This is a genomic window from Microbacterium sp. CJ77 (assembly GCF_002911615.1).
In the GTDB taxonomy this organism is placed as follows: Bacteria; Actinomycetota; Actinomycetes; order Actinomycetales; family Microbacteriaceae; genus Microbacterium.
The window spans coordinates 681261-698903 of the sequence record NZ_PQBR01000006.1 but is presented as its reverse complement, the minus strand read 5'-3'; the positions used below and the strand labels follow the sequence as shown (position 1 = coordinate 698903).

Genomic DNA, 17643 nt, shown 5'->3' with positions numbered 1-17643 from the left:
CAGCGGAATCGCCCGAGACGACCGGGGCGGGCCGCGGTCAGCGCAGGAACGGGGCCAGTTCGGCGGCCAGGCGTGCGGAAACGTGCGCGTGCAGCGCCGTGCCACCCTCTTCGTGCCCTTCGGAGACGATCAGGCCCGAGTCGTGGGCCGCCGACACCAGGTCGCCCCGGTCGTACGGCACGAGCGCGCGCACCTCGACGGCGGGCAGCGGCAGCGCTGCCTCGACAGCGGCGCGCAGTTCGTCGATGCCCTCGCCCGTGCGGGACGACACGAACAGCGCGTCCGGCACGAGCCCGCGCAGCACCATCCGGTCGTCGGGACCGACCAGGTCGGCCTTGTTGAACACCACGATCTCGTGCGCATCGCGCGTGCCCGCCTCGGCCATGACGTCGCGGACCGTCGCGAGTTGGCTCGCGGGGTCGGGGTGCGCGGCGTCGACGACGTGCAGCACGACGTCCGCGCCCGCGACCTCTTCGAGCGTCGAGCGGAATGCCTCGACGAGCTGGTGCGGCAGGTTGCGGACGAACCCGACCGTGTCGGTGAGCGTGTAGACGCGTCCGTCGACCGTCTCGGAGCGGCGGACCGTGGCATCCAGGGTCGCGAACAGGGCGTTCTCGACCAGCACGCCCGCGCTCGTCAGCCGGTTGAGCAGGCTCGACTTGCCGGCGTTCGTGTACCCGGCGATCGCGACGGACGGGATCGTGTTGCGGGTGCGCTCGGCGCGCTTGGCCTCACGGGCCGGGGCGAAATCGCGGATCTGACGGCGCAACAGCGCCATCTTCGTGCGAATGCGACGACGGTCCAGCTCGATCTTCGTCTCACCGGGTCCACGCGAGCCCATTCCCGCGCCGCCCGCACCGACCTGGCCACCGGCCTGGCGGGACATCGAGTCACCCCAACCACGCAGGCGCGGGAGCAGGTATTCGAGCTGTGCGAGCTCGACCTGCGCCTTGCCCTCGCGGCTCTTGGCGTGCTGGCTGAAGATGTCGAGTATGACGGTGGTGCGATCGATCACCTTGACCTTGACGACATCCTCGAGCGCACGCCGCTGGCTGGGCGCGAGCTCGGTGTCGGCGATGACGGTGTCGGCTCCGACAGCCGCCACCAGGTCGCGCAACTCGTGCGCCTTGCCGCTCCCGAGATAGGTCGCGGGATCCGGATGGGGTCGGCGCTGCAGCACGGCGTCGAGCACGATCGCCCCGGCCGTCTCTGCCAGGGCGGCGAGCTCGCGCAACGAGTTCTCGGCGTCCTCCTGCTCGCCCTGCGGGTACACACCCACGAGCACGACGTTCTCGAGGCGGAGCTGGCGGTACTCGACCTCGGTGACGTCTTCGAGCTCGGTCGAGAGCCCCGGCACGCGCCGGAGCGCCTGGCGGTCTTCGCGGTCCCACTGATCCCCGTCCGAGGACGCACCCGCCGTCGTCGAAGCATCCTGCAGAGCCTGCGCTGCCCCGAAGGTGCGCAGGCCGGAACGAGACTGGGCGCGCGCCAGAACCCGCGCGACGACATCGTCGGACGCGTAGTCGATCGTGTCCGCACCCGTGCTCTGGGCCGCGTCTTCGTGGGTTCCCGCGACATCGCCGGGGGGTGAAATCCTGTCGGTCATGTATTTCCTCTCCGGATGCATCGCACCCGCAATGGGGCGGTTCAGGCATCCGTGGTCGTCGTGTCCGCGCGACGTCGTAAAACTCTAGCCTCCCGCGCGACACGGGTACTCCGCTACGCTCGCACCCATGGCGAGCGACCACTACTTCTCTGCGAGTCCCGCCAGCGCCGAGAATCTCCGTCAGATCCGCGTCCAGCTGGACGGCCGGACTGTCGAACTGACGACCGCTGGCGGGGTCTTCAGCCCCGACCGCCTGGATGCCGGGACCGCCGTGCTTCTCGCGAACACTCCCGCCGCTCCGGCCGGGGGCCACCTTCTCGATCTCGGGTCAGGTTGGGGGCCGGTTGCCCTCACCCTGGCGATGCAGTCTCCGCACGCGACCGTGTGGGCCGTGGACGTCAACGAGCGAGCCCTCGACCTGGTGCGCCGGAACGCCGAAAAGCTGGGACTCGTCAATGTCAACGCCGTGCTGCCCGATGGTGTTCCCGACGACGTGGCGTTTCGAAGCATCCGGTCGAATCCCCCGATTCGCGTCGGCAAGAACGAACTGCACGGTCTGCTCGAGCGCTGGATCCCACGACTCGACGAACGCAGCGATGCGTGGCTGGTCGTGCAGCGGAATCTCGGTTCGGATTCACTGCAGCGCTGGCTCGCGGCGACATTCGAGCGTGGGTTCAGTGTGCATCGGGCCGCGACCGGCCGCGGGTACCGGGTGCTCCGCGTCCGTCGACACGGCTCACCGCCGACCACGCCCCTCGACATCGTCGGCTGAGGCATCCTCCGCTTCGGTTCGGATTGCGGACTGCCCGACACGGACGGCCACCGCTTTGCCACGCTGAACCACGTGACGGCTGCAGTTCGCGGCATCCGCTACGTCCATCGGCGGCGCGGATGCGGAACCGTGGAGCCGCCACGGGAACGAACGGATGCACGGGGTGCGACGCCAGGAGCGGCGGGCGGGACGGACGAGACCGACCGGAGCCCAGGCCAGAGGAACGAGACCGGCCGACGGTCAGGCGAGGGCCACGTCACCCGAGTAGACGAGCACCGCCGGGCCCGACAGCAGCACGTGCAACGCGTCGTCGCGGGGAACCATCCGGACCCCGAGTGTTCCGCCCGGAACGTCCACGCGCCATGCGTCCGGGGCCCCGGCTCCCGCCCAGTGCCGGACGGCCAGCGCCGCCGCGGCAACACCCGTGCCGCAGCTGAGGGTCTCGCCGACGCCGCGCTCGAAGACGCGCATCCGGATCACACCCACCCCGTCCTGCACGAGGGGCTCGGCCGGCACCACGAACTCCACGTTGGCGCCCGCGGCCGGCTCGGGGTCGAGCACCGGTTTGTAGGTCAATTCGAGTGCCTCGAGCTCGTCCTCACCGGGCAGAGCCACGACGACGTGCGGGTTCCCCACATCGATGCCGAGACCGGGTCGGGCGACGCTCAGACCACGCGCGCGCACGGTCGGCGCACGCTCGTCCACGATCCATGCGCCCAGATCGGCCTCGAACCCGTTCGCCGAGCGGGTCACCGCCTTGACGCCCGCCCGGGTGCCGATCGCGATACCGTCCGGGCCGATCGCGGCCAGGCCCGACTCGGCCAGGTAGTGCGCGAAGACACGGATGCCGTTGCCGCACATCTCGGCCTTCGAGCCATCCGCGTTGCGATAGTCCATGAACCACTCGGCGCCCGCCGCGAGAGCGGACGCCCCCTCGTCGATGGCAGCGGAGCGGACGACGCGCAGGATGCCGTCGGCTCCGATGCCGAAGCGTCGGTCGCACAGGGCGGCGACCTGATCGTCCGTCAGAGACAGTGCCCCGTCCGGATCGGCGACGATCACGAAGTCGTTGCCCGTGCCGTGACCTTTGGTGAATGTGACGGTCCCGGGCATGCGCACGAGTCTATCCGCGTCCGCCGGGGCTCAGTCGGCGAGCACCAGCCGCGCCGTGGCCTGGCCTGCGGGGAGCCAACGAACGTCGGCATAGCGGCGGAACCACGAGACCTGTCGGCGTGCGTACCGCCGTGTCAGCGCCTGGGTCTGCGCGATCGCCTCGCCGCGGTCGACGTGTCCGGCCAGCTGCGCCAATGCCTGCGCGTAGCCGATCGCCCGGCGCGCCGTGGTGCCGCGCTCGAGCCCCTCGGACCGCAACGCCTCGACCTCGTCGAGCAGACCCTGTGCCCACATGTCCTCGACCCGCGCGTCCAACCGCTCGACCAACACGGATCGTTCCTCGTGCAGACCGATCACGGTCGACGGATGCCAGGCCACCGGCTCGTCCGGAAGCGCCGCGCCGTGTGTCGCGCTCCCCTGCGCCAGCACCTCGAGAGCCCGCACCACCCGGCGACCGTTGCGCGCATCGATTCGCGCGGCTGTGGCGGGATCCTGTTCGCGCAACCGGGCGAACAGGATACCGGGCCCGTGCGCCTCGAGCTCGGCCTCGAGTTCGGCGCGGAGTGCTTCGTCGCGCGGCGGGAACGAGAAGTCATACAGCACGCTGGAGACGTAGAGCCCCGAACCTCCGACCAGGATGGCGTGCGCGCCCCGTGCGTGAATGTCGTCGATCGCCCGTCGGGCCTCGACCTGATAGGCGGCCACCGCGGCATCCTCGTCCACGGACAGGACGTCGAGCAGATGGTGCGCGACGCCGCGCCGCTCGGACAGCGGCAGCTTGGCCGTGCCGATGTCCATGCCCCGGTACAACTGCATCGCATCGGCGTTGACGATCTCGGCGGGTTCGCCGCGCGCCGCGAGGGCTTCCGCCAGGCCGAGCGAGAGCGCACTCTTGCCCGTGCCCGTCGCGCCGACGACCGCGAAGAGTCGGGGGGCCCCGTGATCGGTCCCGGCGACCCGAGCCGACGCTGCGCTCACGCTCGGGGCGGGAACACGGGCAGACCGAGCGACACCGCGCGGGGTGCGCCGGCCGTTCCGCCTGACCCGCCGGCGGGTGCGGGCACCGCGCAGGACTCGGCCTGCGTGCGGTCCCACGCATCGCCCGCGCGCGTGCGACGGATGCGCAGCGGGGCGCCGTCCGGTGAGTCCGCAAGCAGATAGAACGGCGCCGCGTGCGTCACGACGGCGGTCACGATGTCGCCGGGGCGAGGCGTCTCGGACCCCTCGGGCAGTTCGACGTGCACCAGACGGTTGTCTTCGGCGCGTCCCGTCAGGCGGTGGGTTGCCGCATCCTTCTTGCCCTCGCCGGTCGAGACCAGCACGTTGACCTCGCGGCCGACCTGGGCCTGATTCTCTTCGAGCGAGATGCGGTCTTGCAGCGCAACGAGCCGCTCATAGCGCTCCTGCACGACGGCCTTCGGCACCTGGTCGGGCATCGTCGCGGCGGGCGTGCCCTCGCGGATCGAGTACTGGAACGTGAAGGCGCTGGCGAAACGCGCCTGCTCGACGACGCGGAGCGTTTCGGCGAAGTCCTCTTCCGTCTCACCCGGGAACCCGACGATGATGTCGGTCGTGATCGCGGCGTTCGGGATGCGCGCGCGGACCCGGTCGAGAATCCCGAGGAACCTCTCGCTGCGGTAGGAGCGGCGCATGGCCTTGAGGATGCGGTCGCTGCCCGATTGCAGCGGCATGTGCAGCTGCGGCATGACGGACGGCGTCTCGGCCATCGCGTCGATCACATCGTCGGTGAACGCGGCAGGGTGGGGGCTCGTGAACCGGATGCGCTCGAGTCCGCGAATCTCGCCCGCGGCACGCAGCAGCTTGCCGAACGCGTGACGGTCACCGAATTCGACGCCGTACGAGTTGACGTTCTGCCCGAGCAGCGTGACCTCGATCGCGCCGTCGTCGACGAGCAGGCTGACCTCTTCGAGGATGTCGCCCGGTCGTCGGTCCCGCTCCTTGCCGCGGAGCGTCGGGACGATGCAGAACGTGCAGGTGTTGTTGCAGCCGACCGAGATCGACACCCAGCCGCTGTACACCGAGTCGCGCTTGGTCGGGAGCGTCGACGGGAAGACCTCGAGCGATTCGAGGATCTCGAGCTCGGCTTCGCCGTTGTGCCGGGCGCGTTCGAGCAGGCGCGGCAGCGAACCCATGTTGTGCGTCCCGAAGACGACGTCCACCCAGGGCGCCTTGTCGAGCACCGCCTGCTTGTCCATCTGTGCGAGGCACCCGCCGACGGCGATCTGCATGCCGTCCTTACGTCGTTTGACGGATGCCAGGTGCCCGAGTGTGCCGTAGAGCTTGCCCGACGCGTTCTCGCGGACCGCGCACGTGTTGATGATGACGACATCTGCTTCGGACCCGGCATCCGCGCGAACGTATCCGGCGCTCTCGAGCGATCCGGAGAGGCGCTCGGAGTCGTGGACGTTCATCTGACAGCCGAAGGTACGCACCTCGTAGGTGCGGGCGACACCGTCGTCGGCGCGTGCGGCCGGAGATGGCGCGATGAGCGTGGGCGCGCTGGAGAGGGTCGACATGATCCGCCCATTCTACGAGCCCCCATCACCGCGAGGCTCTGGGCGGCGTCAGCGTCGCCGAAACGCCCCATTTGCGGCGAAACACCATGTCGCCGGGCGTCTCGCAACAGATGGGGTGTTTCGGCGATGGGGACGGGTGCGGTGTCAGCGGAAGCGCACGCCGGATGCTCCGACGCCGGCCTCGTCGAGGGCCTGCTTGGCTGCGGTCATGGCCATCGATCCGCCGAATCCGCGGCGCGACAGCTGACCGTGCAAACGACGCACCGCGGCCTCGCGATCGAGCGAACCCATCGAACGGGCCTTCTGCCGTGCGAAGTCCAGGGCACGCTCCGCCTCGTCATCCGGGAGCTCGTCGAGCGCGGCATCGACGACCTCGCGCGAGATGCCGCGACCCGACAGCGTCTGCGAGATGGCCCGGCGCCCCTGACCCTTTCGGCTCGTCGCGGCATACACGAGCTGCTCGGCGAGACGCGCGTCGTCGAGGTAGCCCCGCGCCTCGAAGTCCGCGACGACACCTTCGATGGTGTCGGCGTCGAGGCCGCGCTCCGACAGAAGTCCCGTCGCCTCTTTCGCCGAGAGTTGACGTGTCCGCAGCCGCTTCACCAGCGCCTGCGTCGCCCCTTCCACGTCCGCACCGGGCTCATCGTCCGGCTGGTCATCATCGTCCAGTTGGTCATCGCGCGCCACGATCGGGACTGGAAGACGCTTCGAGTCAGCGGTGGGCTCATCCTCGGCCCAGTACGCGGGAGAGAACGCCACGCGCTTCGAGGGCGCTGCCACCCGTCTCTCGGGTGCGGCCTGCCCGCGCTGGGGCTCCGCACCCGGGAGATAGGTGACGGGGGCCAGGCGCTCGCCCCCATCACCGCCACTGGTCGGCACGATCACGCCGGGCGACGCTGAGCGAGCTCGTCGTCGGCCGCGACCTGCGGCAGAGCCTTGGGCATGCCGATGCCGAGCTTCTGCTTGATCTTGTGCTCGATCTCGTCGGCGGTGTCGGGGTTCTTCAGCAGGAAGTTGCGGGCGTTCTCTTTACCCTGTCCCAGCTGCTCCCCCTCGTACGTGTACCAGGCGCCGGACTTCTTGACGATCATGTGCTCGACACCGAAATCGATCAGCGAACCCTCGCGTGAGATACCGGTGCCATAGAGGATGTCGAACTCGGCCTGCTTGAACGGCGGGGCCATCTTGTTCTTGACGACCTTGACGCGCGTGCGGTTACCGACGGCATCCGAGCCGTCCTTGAGCGTCTCGATGCGGCGGATGTCGAGGCGGACCGAAGCGTAGAACTTGAGCGCCTTACCGCCGGCCGTGGTTTCGGGAGAACCGAAGAACACGCCGATCTTCTCGCGGAGCTGGTTGATGAAGATCATCGTCGTGTTGGTCTGGTTCAGACCACCCGTCAGCTTGCGAAGCGCCTGCGACATGAGGCGCGCCTGCAGACCGACGTGGGAGTCACCCATCTCGCCCTCGATCTCGGCGCGCGGCACGAGGGCCGCGACCGAGTCGATCACGATGAGGTCGATCGAGCCCGAGCGGATCAGCATGTCGGCGATCTCGAGCGCCTGCTCACCCGTGTCGGGCTGCGAGACGAGCAACTGGTCGATGTCGACGCCGAGCTTCATGGCGTATTCGGGGTCGAGTGCATGCTCGGCGTCGATGAAGGCAGCGATGCCGCCCGCGCGCTGGGCGTTTGCGATGGCGTGCAGCGTCAGGGTCGTTTTACCCGACGACTCGGGACCGTAGATCTCGATGATGCGGCCGCGGGGCAGCCCGCCGACGCCGAGGGCGACATCGAGGGCGATGGAGCCGGTCGGAATGACCTCGACCGGGGCGCGTTCGTCGCTGCCCAGGCGCATGACCGAGCCTTTTCCGAACTGGCGGTCGATCTGTGCGAGGGCCGATTCAAGGGCCTTCTCGCGGTCGGCGGGGTTGGGCATGGGATGCTCCTTCTGTCTCGCGGTCCATCGCCTGCAGTCTGTCGCGCGGCCGGATCGGCGATCCGGATACTTCGACAAGGCGTGAGCGGGGCTCGGTGTGCTTCTCACGTTAGGAAGGGCCTCCGACATCCGTCGTTCGGCCAGTCACCTTCGTGGAGAAACCGCACCTCGTCCACCTGTGCAGGAGCTTATCCAGCGACGAACATAGTTTCGACTAATGCGTGGGCGTGTCGTCGAAGACTTCCACGACCATGGCGCCACGCCTCAGGGGAGGGGATCGAGTGCCCGCGCCATCCGCTGCAGGAAATCCGCGATGATGGCGAGCTGATCGGCGTCATAGTCTCCCGCGATCTCGCGCATCGCGCCGAGGTGTCCCCCGAAATGCCGATAGAACGTGGCCCGCGAGTGATCGGTCAACACGACGACACGCGCCCGCCGATCGGTGGGATGCGGCTTCCGTTCGACGTGGCCCGCCGCGGACAGCCGATCGACCATCTTGGACGTCGATGCCGTCGAGATGCGAAGGTGTCGGGCGAGATCGTGCGGACTCACATCGGATCCGCGACGCTCCCACTCGACCATCATGCGGAGCGCGCGCAGGTCGGTGAGGTTCATCGCCATCTCGTCCCCGACTTCGCCGTGCATGCGGTCGAGGGCGTCGCCCAGGCTGCGCAGCGCGAGGAGCGCCGACCGCACGGGATCTTGCTGCTCAGTCAACGCGTGGACACCCCCTCGGGCTCATGTGTATCATCGGGAGACAGCGATTAGCTAGCTAAGCTAGCGAATTAACAGGGGAGCACGTATATGCCCGACACCGACGACGTTGTCCTCCTCGACGAGGCGGGAAACGAGATCGGGACCGCTCCGAAGGCCAGCGTCCACGGTACCGATACGGCGCTGCATCTCGCATTCTCGTGCCACGTCGTCGATGACGAGGGCCGGATCCTGGTCACGCGACGCGCGCTGGACAAGCAGACCTGGCCCGGTGTGTGGACGAACTCGTTCTGCGGACACCCGAGGCCTGCCGAGCCCGTCGTCTCGGCGGTGCGTCGACGTGCGGAGCACGAACTCGGGATCGGCGTCACGTCGCTCGAGCTGGCCCTGCCCCTGTTCCGGTACCGCGCCGTCGACGCGAGCGGCATCGTCGAGCACGAGATCTGCCCGGTCTACACGGCACGCACGGTCGACGAGCTCGTTCTCAACCCGAACGAGGTCGTCGATGCCATGTGGGTACGACCCGAGGATCTCGCACGCTCTCTCGAGGCCACGCCCTGGGCGTTCAGCCCGTGGCTCGTTCTTCAGGCTCAGCAGCTGGACCTGTTCGCGGCATACCGTTCCGTAGGCGATCGCCGTCTCGCGTCATGAGCCCCTTTTCATGAGCCTGATCTCCACCAGCCTGCTCAGCACCGACGCCCGGGCACAGATCGATACGACGATCGATGGCGCCCTCGCGCGCATAGATCGTCGTGCTCAGCCATTCGGGGGCGTTTTCGCCGAGCTCGGCGCCGCCATCCATCGCGCGGCGCGGGGCGGCAAGCGATTCCGGCCGGCGCTCGTCGTGGCGACGTTCGAGTCGCTCGGCGGTGACGCGTCGACGAACGGATGCGTCTATCCCGTCGCCGCGGCGTTCGAGCTGCTGCATGCCGCATTCCTCATGCACGACGACATCCTCGATCACGACACCATGCGTCGTGGTGTGCCGAACGTGTCGGGCGAGTTCCGGTCCTACGCGTCGCGGTGGGGAGCGGATGCCTCGGGCGCTGCGCTCGTCGGAGACGCCGCTGGCCTTCTCGCGGGCGACCTGCTGCTGCACGAGTCCCAGCGCTTGATCGCACTGTGCCCCGCGTCCGACGACGAGCGCGCGCGTCTTCTCGATCTGCTCGACGAGGCCGTCCTCGTGTCGGCCGCGGGAGAGCTGGCGGATGTCGCGCACTCGGTGCTCGACGAAGAACCCGCGGCCTCCGACATCCTGGCCGTGACGCACGACAAGACGGCCGTGTACTCGTTCGCGGCACCGCTTCGTGCGGGCGCGCTGTTGGCCGGGGCGACCCCCGAGACCGAGACGATGCTGGCGCAGTTCGGCAGCCGACTCGGGCTCGCGTATCAACTCGTCGACGATCTGATCGGCGCGTTCGGCACGGACGAGCAGGCAGGTCGCCCCGCGGGGGCCGACCTGCGCGAGGCGAAGCAGACGGCCCTCATCGCCTTGGCGCGGGCTACCGCATCCTGGTCGGAGGTGAGCGACGCGCTCGCCCTGGCGCACACCGGACCGATCGCCGTGCGGCACGCGCAGGACGTGCTCGATGGCAGCGGCGCACGCCGCGAACTCGAGCGCCTCGTGAACAGCGCTCTGGCGGAAGCCCGCGCACTGGTCGTAGCGGGTCGGCTGCCGCCCGCCACGGCGCGGCTGCTCGGCGACCTCGTCAGCGCCGTGGAAGCCCGGATCCCGTGACCCGGCGCCCATCGTCCGGCGGATCGTCCCCCGGCCCTGGCGGATCGCCCCCCGACGCGACCGGACTCGACCTGTACGACCGCACCGCACGAGCCGCGGCCGACACCGTGATCGCCCGGTACTCGACCTCGTTCGGGTTCGCCTCTCGCCTGTTGGGGCCACGCGTTCGCCCGCACGTGCGCAGCATCTATGCGCTGGTCCGCGTCGCCGACGAGATCGTCGATGGACCGGCGCGCGAGGCGGGACTGACCGCCGCGGAAGAATCCCTCGAACTCGACGCGCTCGAGGCTCAGACGCTCGAGGCGATCCGCACCGGCTTCAGCGCAAACCTGATCGTCCACGCGTTCGCCCTGACCGCCCGCGAGTGCGCGATCGGCGAGTCGCTCGTCCGCCCCTTCTTCGCGTCGATGCGCACCGACATCACGGTCTCGGAGCACGACACGGCATCACACGACGCCTACGTCTACGGATCGGCCGAGGTCGTGGGCCTGATGTGCTTGCAGTCGTTCGTCAACGCGGGCAGCGCGACGCCCGGGCCGGCCGAGCCCGAGATCGTCGCGGGCGCCCGCCGCCTCGGCGCGGCATTCCAGAACGTCAACTTCCTGCGCGACGCCGGCCACGACAGCGGCACGCTCGGGCGGGACTACCTCGGTCTCGACGGTTCGCCGACGACCCGGACCGCCGTGCTCGACGACATCGACGCAGACCTCGCCGCCGCGGCATCCGTCATCCCACGCCTGCCGCGCGACTGCCGACGCGCCGTCACGTGCGCGCACGATCTGTTCGCCGAGTTGAGCGCGCGTCTGCGACGAGCGGATGCCTCGCCCGGCCGGGTCCGCGTGCCGAACCCGGTGAAGGCGCTGCTGTTCGCACGCGCGGCATCCGGGGCCCGCCCGCGGCCGCCGCGACGGGCGAAACGCGCATCGACCGGCCACCCCTCCCCCCGCGCACAGCGGCCACCGACGCCAGGAGCACGCTCATGAGCACCGCCGAACGAGTCGTCGTGATCGGCGGGGGCATCGCGGGTCTCGCGACGGCCACGCTGCTGGCCGCGGACGGGCACTCCGTCACGCTGTTCGAGGCACGGGATGACCTGGGTGGCCGCGCCGGATCGTGGGAGCGCGACGGCTTCCGCTTCGACACGGGACCGAGCTGGTATCTCATGCCCGAGGTGTTCGACCACTTCTTCCGGCTGCTCGGCACGAGTTCGGAGCGAGAACTCGACCTCGTCCGCCTGGACCCCGCGTATCGCGTCTACACGGAGGGCGACCCCGAGCCCCTCGAGATCCGGTCGGGCGTCGAACACGTCGCGGAGCTCTTCGAAGACATCGAACCCGGCTCGGGTGCCGTCCTGCGCGAGTACCTCGCGTCGGCGCAGGACGCCTACGAATTGGCCGTCACGCGGTTCCTCTACGACTCCTACGCCTCGACCACGGGCCTGCGGGATCCCGCACTGCTTCGTCGCCTGCCCCAGCTGCTCCCCCTGCTCACGCGCCCGCTGCACCGCCATATCGAGAGCCGTTTCCACGATCCTCGGCTGCGCCAGGTCCTCGGCTATCCCGCCGTCTTCCTCGGCGGTTCGCCGTTCGACGTGCCGAGCCTGTACCACCTCATGAGTCACCTCGACCTGGGCGATTCGGTCGCGTATCCGATGGGCGGGTTCACGACGATCATCGACGCGATCGCGCGCCTCGCCCGCGAGCGGGGCGTTGCGATCGAGACCGGCTCTCCGGTCGTCGCGATCGAAACCGCCGGTCCGCGGGCGGTCGGCGTCCGGGTTCAGGATGCCTCGGGTGCATCGCGCTTCGTACCCGCCGACATCGTGGTGGGCGCCGGCGATCTCCATCATCTCGAGACCGAGCTGCTGCCGCCCGAGCGCCAGACGTATCCCGAGTCCTGGTGGAAGAAGCGCACGCCGAGCCCCGGCGCTCTGCTGCTGCTGCTCGGTGTCGAGGGCGAGCTCCCGCGCCTGGCGCACCACACGCTGGTCTTCACGCAGGACTGGCGCGGCAACTTCGATGCGATCTTCGGCGATGAGCCGTACGTGCCCGATCCGGCCTCGCTCTACGTCTGCCGCCCCAGCGCCACCGATCCGTCGGTCGCACCGGCCGGTCACGAGAACCTCTTCGTGCTCGTCCCGATGCCCGCGGACATCGCGCTCGGCCACGGCGGTGTCGACGGCACCGGCGACCCGCGCATCGAGGCCGCGGCCGATGCCGTGATCGATCAGATCGCCGCGTGGACGGGCATCCCCGACCTCGCCGACCGCATCGTCGTGCGTCGCACGATCGCGCCGGCCGACTTCGCGGCCGACCTGCACACCTGGCGCGGCAACTCCCTCGGGCTTTCGCACACGTTGCTCCAGAGCGCCGTATTCCGTCCGCGGAATGCCTCGCGCAGGGTCGACGGGCTGCTCTACGCCGGTGCCGATGTCCTGCCCGGCATCGGTCTGCCGATGTGCCTCATCTCGGCCGAGCTCGTGCTCAAGCGCGTGCGCGGCGACGACGGTGCGGGAAGGCTGCCGGAGCCGGTTCTCGACACCGTGGGAGACTGAACGCGTGCCGGGCCTGTACCTTCTCGCGATCCTCGTCTCGACGGCGGGAATGGCCCTGATCGATCGCCGCTTCCGGCTCGCGTTCTGGGTCGCTCGCGGGCGCACGCTCGCGACCGTCGCGATCGGTGTCGCCTTCTTTCTCGCCTGGGACGCCGCGGGCATCATCAGCGGGGTATTCGTCAAGGGCGACAGCCCGCTCTACACGGGCATCGTCCTCGCTCCGGAACTGCCGGTCGAAGAGGTGTTCTTCCTCGCGTTCCTCTGCTATCTCGCTCTCGTCTGCGCGGCCGCCGGGATGCGCGTGCTCGGCCGCCGGGATGCCCCCGAAGCCCGAGCATCCGAAACCGAGGGAAGCGCCCGCGGATGACATACCCGCTCATCGTCGTCCCGTTCCTGCTGCTCGCGGCCGTCGTCACGGCCGTCACGATCCGCCGCGAGCGATTCGGCCGGCGAATGGCCGCGTCCGCACTCGCCGCACTCGTCTTGCTGGCCCTCACGGCCGTCTTCGACAACATCATGATCGCGGCCGGGCTGTTCACCTACCCGAGCGAGCACCTGAGCGGTCTGCACATCGGGCTCGCTCCGATCGAGGACTTCTCGTACCCCCTCGCCGCCGCCTTCCTGATCCCGGCCGTCTGGACGCTCCTGACCCCGAGGAAGCCCGCATGAGCGGGGCGGAGCGCATCGGTCTCGGCCGAGTCATCCGCACCCTCTTCGTGTCGTCCCGGCCGATCAGCTGGGTCAACACGGCATTTCCCTTCGCGGCCGCGTACCTGGTCGCGACGCGCCAGATCGATGGCGCCCTCATCGTCGGCACGATCTTCTTCCTGATCCCCTACAACCTCGCGATGTACGGCATCAACGACGTCTTCGACTACGAGTCCGACCTGCGCAACCCGCGCAAGGGCGGCGCGCACGGTGCCGTGCTGGATCGACGCCTGCATCCGGTCACCCTGTGGGCGGCGGGCCTGTCGTGCCTGCCCTTCGTCGTCTATCTCGTGTGGGTCGGAGCCCCCCTCTCGTGGCTCGTGCTGGCGACCAGCCTGTTCTTCGTCGTGTTCTACTCCGCTCCCCCGCTGCGCCTCAAAGAGGTTCCGTTCGCGGACTCGGTGACCTCGAGCATCCACTTCTTCTCGCCCGCGGTGTACGGCCTCGTTTTGGCGGGTGTCGTGTGGACACCGGGGCTGGTTGCGATCGTCGTCGCGTTCGCCCTCTGGGGCGTTGCTTCGCACGCCTTCGGCGCGGTGCAGGATGTCTCGGCCGACCGGCAAGCCGGAATCTCGTCCATCGCGACGGCGCGGGGCGCGGCCTGGACCGTTCGCTTCGCCCTGGTCTGCTACGCGCTCGCGGGCGTCGTGATGCTCGCCGCCGAGTGGCCCGGGCCGCTCGCCGGACTGCTCGTGATCCCGTACCTGGTCGCCGTATGGCCGTACCGGAGTGTCAGCGATGCTGCGTCGCACGAGGCCACGCGGGGCTGGCGCGCATTCCTGTGGATCAACCAGCTGGCGGGCTTCGGCGTCACGCTGCTGCTGATCTGGTGGTGGCTTCTCACCGGCTGACCCGGCCCGCCGCTCGCATCGACCACACCGGTCGTGTCGGCGGCCCGTGACGACGAAGACGGTGCCGCCCGAAGGGCGACACCGTCTCGTGCAAGGTGGATCAGCCGGCGGACAGCGCGAGCAACCGGTCGATCGCGTCCGTCAGGCGGGCGTCCGCCGCGCCGAACGCGGCCCAGTCTCCCGCCTGCAGGGCCGCATCGCGGTCCAGCATCGCCTGGCGAGCTTCATTGAGCAGCGCCTGCTCCTGGACGTCGACGGTCGACCCGCCGCCGTCCGAGGGGTTCGACGGCTGCGCGCTCGGGTCACCGGGCGTCGCGCTGGGGTCGGGTTCGACCGCGCCATCCCCCGCATCGGCGCCGGAGTCGCCACCGAAGAGCGTGTCGAGCGCCTCGTTCAGCGTGTCCTCGAAGGCGATCTCGTCGCCGAACGCGACGAGAACCTTCTGCAGGGTCGGCAGCTGCGTGCCACCGGACGACTGGACGAAGACGGGCTGCACGTACAGGAATCCGCCGCCGACCGGGAGGGTCAGGAGGTTTCCGTTGAGCACCTCGGACTGTCCCTGCCGCAACAGGTTGATCTGGGAGGAGACCACCGGGTCGGCGTTGAAGGTGTTCTGCACCTGGCCGGGGCCGGGCACCGTCGTATCGGCGCTCACGACGAGCATCCGCAGCTTGCCGTACCCCTCGGCCTTGACCCCGTTATCGGATCCGGCGTCGGCATCCACCGCGAGGTAACCCGTCAGGATGTTGCGCGACGCGGTGCCCGTTCCGGGCGGGATGAACGTCGTGAACATCGAGAACGACGGTGCCGTCTGGCCCGGCATCTGCATCGTGAGGTAGTACGGCGGCTGCAGGCGCGTCGAGGTCGAGTCCTGCGGATCCGTGGGCGTCGACCAGGCGTTGTCGCGCTGGTAGAACGACTGCGCGTCGTCGACGTGGTATTGGCCGAGCGTTGCTCGCTGCACCTTGAACAGATCGGTCGGGTATCGGACGTGGCTGACGAGTTCGGCCGACATCTCGCTGATCGGCTTGACCGTGCTGGGGTACACCTTCTGCCACGCCTGGATGAGCGGGTCTTCCGGGTCCCACGCGTACAGCGTCACGCTGCCGTCGTAGGCATCGACCGTCGCCTTGACCGAGTTGCGGATGTAGTTGATGTCGTCGATCGTGAACCGCGGCGTCGGGTTCGTCGTGTCGGCGATCGCGTCGGACAGGCTGACCGTGCGCGAATAGGGGAAGGTCGACGCGGTCGTGTATCCGTCGACGATCCAGACGATGCGGCCGTCGACGACGCTCGGGTACGGGTCGTTGTCGAGGTCGAGGTACGGCGCCGCCTTCTGAACACGGGTCTTCGGATCCCGGTCGTAGAGGATCTGCGAGTCCGCGTTGACGTAGTCCGAGAGCAGGATGTCGGTGGACTGGAACTTGAGCGCGTAGATCAGCTTGTCGAAGAGCGTGCCGATCTTCGGTCCGCCATCTCCGTCGAACGTGGTCTTCGTCTCGCTCTGGCCCTCAGAGCCGCGCGGGTAGTCGAGCTCCACGGGGGCCGTGCCCTCCGGCGCGCCGACGATGGAATACAGGGGTGATGCCTCACCGAAGTAGACGCGGGGCTCGAAGTTCTCGCTCTCGCTGAGGAATCCGGTCGCCGGGATGCCTCGCTCGAGGAAGACGGGGTTGCCGTCGGTCGTCCGCTGGTTGCCCGCGGCGACGACGAGGCCGTAGCCGTGCGTGTAGACGACGGTGCGGTTCTGCCACGTGCCCGCGGTGCCCAGGGCATCCATGTCCAGTTCACGTACCGAGACCACCGTGTCCTGCGACTTGCCGTCGATCTCGTAGCGGTCGACATCGAGCGGGTCGGTGAACTGGTAGTAGGCGCGGAACTGCTCGAGCTGGCGAACCGTCGGGCTGATGATCGCGGGGTCCATGATGCGGATGGACGCTGTCGTCTGCGCGTCCGCGCGCAACGCGCCGGGCTCGGCAGCCGTCACGGCGGTCGTCTCGGTCTTCTCGAGTCCATCGATGCCGTAGGCGACCTTGGTCATGTCGAGGTTCCGCTCGATGTACTGCTGCTCGAGCGAGAACTCGTTCGGCGCGACCTGGAAACGATCGACGATCCAGGGATAGCCGACTCCGACGACGATCGCCGAGACGATCAGGAGGGCCGTGCCGATCAGCGGGAAGCGCCAGCGACCGATGATGGCCGTGACGAAGAAGAGCAGCGCGACGAATGCGGCGATGCCCGCCAGGATCGCCTGTCCGGGGATGACCGCGTTGACGCCCGTGTAGCCGGGGCCCGTGATCAGGTCGCCCGTTTCGCTCAGCGTCTTGTAGCGGTCGAGCCACAGGCTGGCCGCCTGGGCGACCAGGTAGAGCCCCGCGAGGATCGCGAGCTGGATGCGTGCGGACTTCGAGATCCGCAGCTCCCAGCGCCCGCCCTCGCGCTGGCCCACGCGCACGGAGCCGTAGAGGTACGAGACGACGGCGGTCAGGCCGAGGCAGATCAGCAGGATGGCGGAGGCGAAACCGAGCGCTGCGCTGTAGAACGGCATCGCGAACAGATAGAAGCCGGTGTCGAGACCGAACTGCGGGTCCGTCATGTCGGTGGTGACGCCATTCATCCACAGCCAGACGGTCTCCCACTGGGTCGACGCCGAGAAGCCCGCGAAGAAACCGAAGAAGACGGGGATTCCCCACATCGCCAGGCGCCGGAGGGGTTCGACGACCTCTTGGTAGCGATCGAGCTGGCTCGACAGCCGCGCGTACACCGGACGGAGCCGGTAGGCGAGCTGGATCGTCAGCCAGACCGGGATGGCCATGGCGAGGAACCCGATGACGAACATCGTCGCGCGGGCGAGCCACTGCGTCACCAGCACCGAGTCGAACCCGATCTGCCGGTACCACATGAAGTCTGCGTACAGGGAAGCGAAGATGAAGAACCCGACGAGCAGTACCGCGATGATGACCAGAGAAATGGTCACGACGCGTCGTGTAGTGCGGGGGGCCGCTGGCTTCGAGGAAGTCGTGGTCACTCCACCAGTCTAGGCGCCCGGTTTCGCGCGCAGTCCGTGCGCAGACCGGGAGAAGGCCGGGTAACCGGCCACGTTTCGATTACGG

General features: G+C 68.9%; 16 protein-coding genes. 8 read left to right on the top strand and 8 right to left on the bottom strand.

Going from position 1 to position 17643, the window contains the following annotated elements; translation table 11 throughout:
- Positions 1 to 37: 37 nt before the first annotated feature.
- A complete protein-coding gene (hflX, locus tag C2868_RS04045; RefSeq protein WP_100811242.1) occupies positions 38 to 1606 on the bottom strand; it encodes a GTPase HflX in 1569 nt (522 codons plus the stop codon).
- A 127-nt stretch (positions 1607 to 1733) separates the two neighbouring features.
- On the opposite strand from hflX, the gene C2868_RS04040 reads away from it, so the two are divergent.
- Positions 1734 to 2378, top strand: coding sequence for a class I SAM-dependent methyltransferase (locus C2868_RS04040; protein WP_100811243.1), 645 nt, complete (start codon positions 1734 to 1736; stop codon positions 2376 to 2378).
- A 240-nt stretch (positions 2379 to 2618) separates the two neighbouring features.
- On the opposite strand, the gene dapF is transcribed toward C2868_RS04040, so the two are convergent.
- From dapF to C2868_RS04010, 6 genes are all read right to left on the bottom strand, one after another.
- On the bottom strand, positions 2619 to 3491 hold the full coding sequence (gene dapF / locus C2868_RS04035) for a diaminopimelate epimerase (RefSeq protein ID WP_100811400.1): 873 nt from the start codon (positions 3489 to 3491) through the stop codon (positions 2619 to 2621).
- Between the two features lie 30 nt (positions 3492 to 3521).
- Positions 3522 to 4469 (bottom strand): tRNA (adenosine(37)-N6)-dimethylallyltransferase MiaA, encoded by a 948-nt coding sequence (gene miaA / locus C2868_RS04030; protein WP_100811244.1) that lies wholly within the window; start codon positions 4467 to 4469, stop codon positions 3522 to 3524.
- On the bottom strand, positions 4466 to 6028 hold the full coding sequence (miaB, locus tag C2868_RS04025) for a tRNA (N6-isopentenyl adenosine(37)-C2)-methylthiotransferase MiaB (protein ID WP_100811245.1): 1563 nt from the start codon (positions 6026 to 6028) through the stop codon (positions 4466 to 4468). The genes miaA and miaB overlap by 4 nt, the downstream gene beginning before the upstream one ends.
- 144 nt (positions 6029 to 6172) lie before the next feature.
- A complete protein-coding gene (locus C2868_RS04020) occupies positions 6173 to 6913 on the bottom strand; it encodes a regulatory protein RecX (protein ID WP_232711212.1) in 741 nt (246 codons plus the stop codon).
- Positions 6910 to 7965: a recombinase RecA gene (recA, locus tag C2868_RS04015; RefSeq protein WP_100811246.1), complete on the bottom strand. Its 1056-nt coding sequence runs from the start codon at positions 7963 to 7965 to the stop codon at positions 6910 to 6912. The genes C2868_RS04020 and recA overlap by 4 nt, the downstream gene beginning before the upstream one ends.
- A gap of 264 nt (positions 7966 to 8229) precedes the next feature.
- On the bottom strand, positions 8230 to 8682 hold the full coding sequence (locus tag C2868_RS04010) for a MarR family winged helix-turn-helix transcriptional regulator (protein WP_232711213.1): 453 nt from the start codon (positions 8680 to 8682) through the stop codon (positions 8230 to 8232).
- A gap of 87 nt (positions 8683 to 8769) precedes the next feature.
- On the opposite strand from C2868_RS04010, the gene idi reads away from it, so the two are divergent.
- The 7 genes from idi (at position 8770) to C2868_RS03975 (ending at position 14530) form a co-directional block, all read left to right on the top strand.
- On the top strand, positions 8770 to 9330 hold the full coding sequence (gene idi, locus C2868_RS04005) for an isopentenyl-diphosphate Delta-isomerase (RefSeq protein WP_100811247.1): 561 nt from the start codon (positions 8770 to 8772) through the stop codon (positions 9328 to 9330).
- A gap of 10 nt (positions 9331 to 9340) precedes the next feature.
- The gene (locus tag C2868_RS04000) at positions 9341 to 10417 is read left to right on the top strand and encodes a polyprenyl synthetase family protein (RefSeq protein ID WP_100811248.1); all 1077 of its coding nucleotides are present in this window, start codon (positions 9341 to 9343) and stop codon (positions 10415 to 10417) included.
- Between the two features lie 71 nt (positions 10418 to 10488).
- Positions 10489 to 11400 carry a squalene/phytoene synthase family protein gene (locus C2868_RS03995; protein ID WP_100811403.1) on the top strand — a complete coding sequence of 304 codons (912 nt, stop codon included), beginning with the start codon at positions 10489 to 10491 and terminating at the stop codon, positions 11398 to 11400.
- Positions 11397 to 12971 (top strand): phytoene desaturase family protein, encoded by a 1575-nt coding sequence (crtI, locus tag C2868_RS03990; RefSeq protein ID WP_100811249.1) that lies wholly within the window; start codon positions 11397 to 11399, stop codon positions 12969 to 12971. The genes C2868_RS03995 and crtI overlap by 4 nt, the downstream gene beginning before the upstream one ends.
- A gap of 4 nt (positions 12972 to 12975) precedes the next feature.
- Complete coding sequence (locus C2868_RS03985; RefSeq protein ID WP_100811250.1) at positions 12976 to 13338, top strand: lycopene cyclase domain-containing protein; 363 nt, start codon at positions 12976 to 12978, stop codon at positions 13336 to 13338.
- A complete protein-coding gene (locus tag C2868_RS03980; RefSeq protein WP_100811251.1) occupies positions 13335 to 13640 on the top strand; it encodes a lycopene cyclase domain-containing protein in 306 nt (101 codons plus the stop codon). The genes C2868_RS03985 and C2868_RS03980 overlap by 4 nt, the downstream gene beginning before the upstream one ends.
- Complete coding sequence (locus tag C2868_RS03975) at positions 13637 to 14530, top strand: prenyltransferase (protein ID WP_103662987.1); 894 nt, start codon at positions 13637 to 13639, stop codon at positions 14528 to 14530. Before C2868_RS03980 ends, C2868_RS03975 begins: the two co-directional genes overlap by 4 nt.
- A 100-nt stretch (positions 14531 to 14630) precedes the next feature.
- Here C2868_RS03975 and C2868_RS03970 read toward each other — a convergent pair whose 3' ends face one another.
- Complete coding sequence (locus tag C2868_RS03970; RefSeq protein ID WP_100811253.1) at positions 14631 to 17558, bottom strand: UPF0182 family protein; 2928 nt, start codon at positions 17556 to 17558, stop codon at positions 14631 to 14633.
- Positions 17559 to 17643 lie beyond the last annotated feature (85 nt).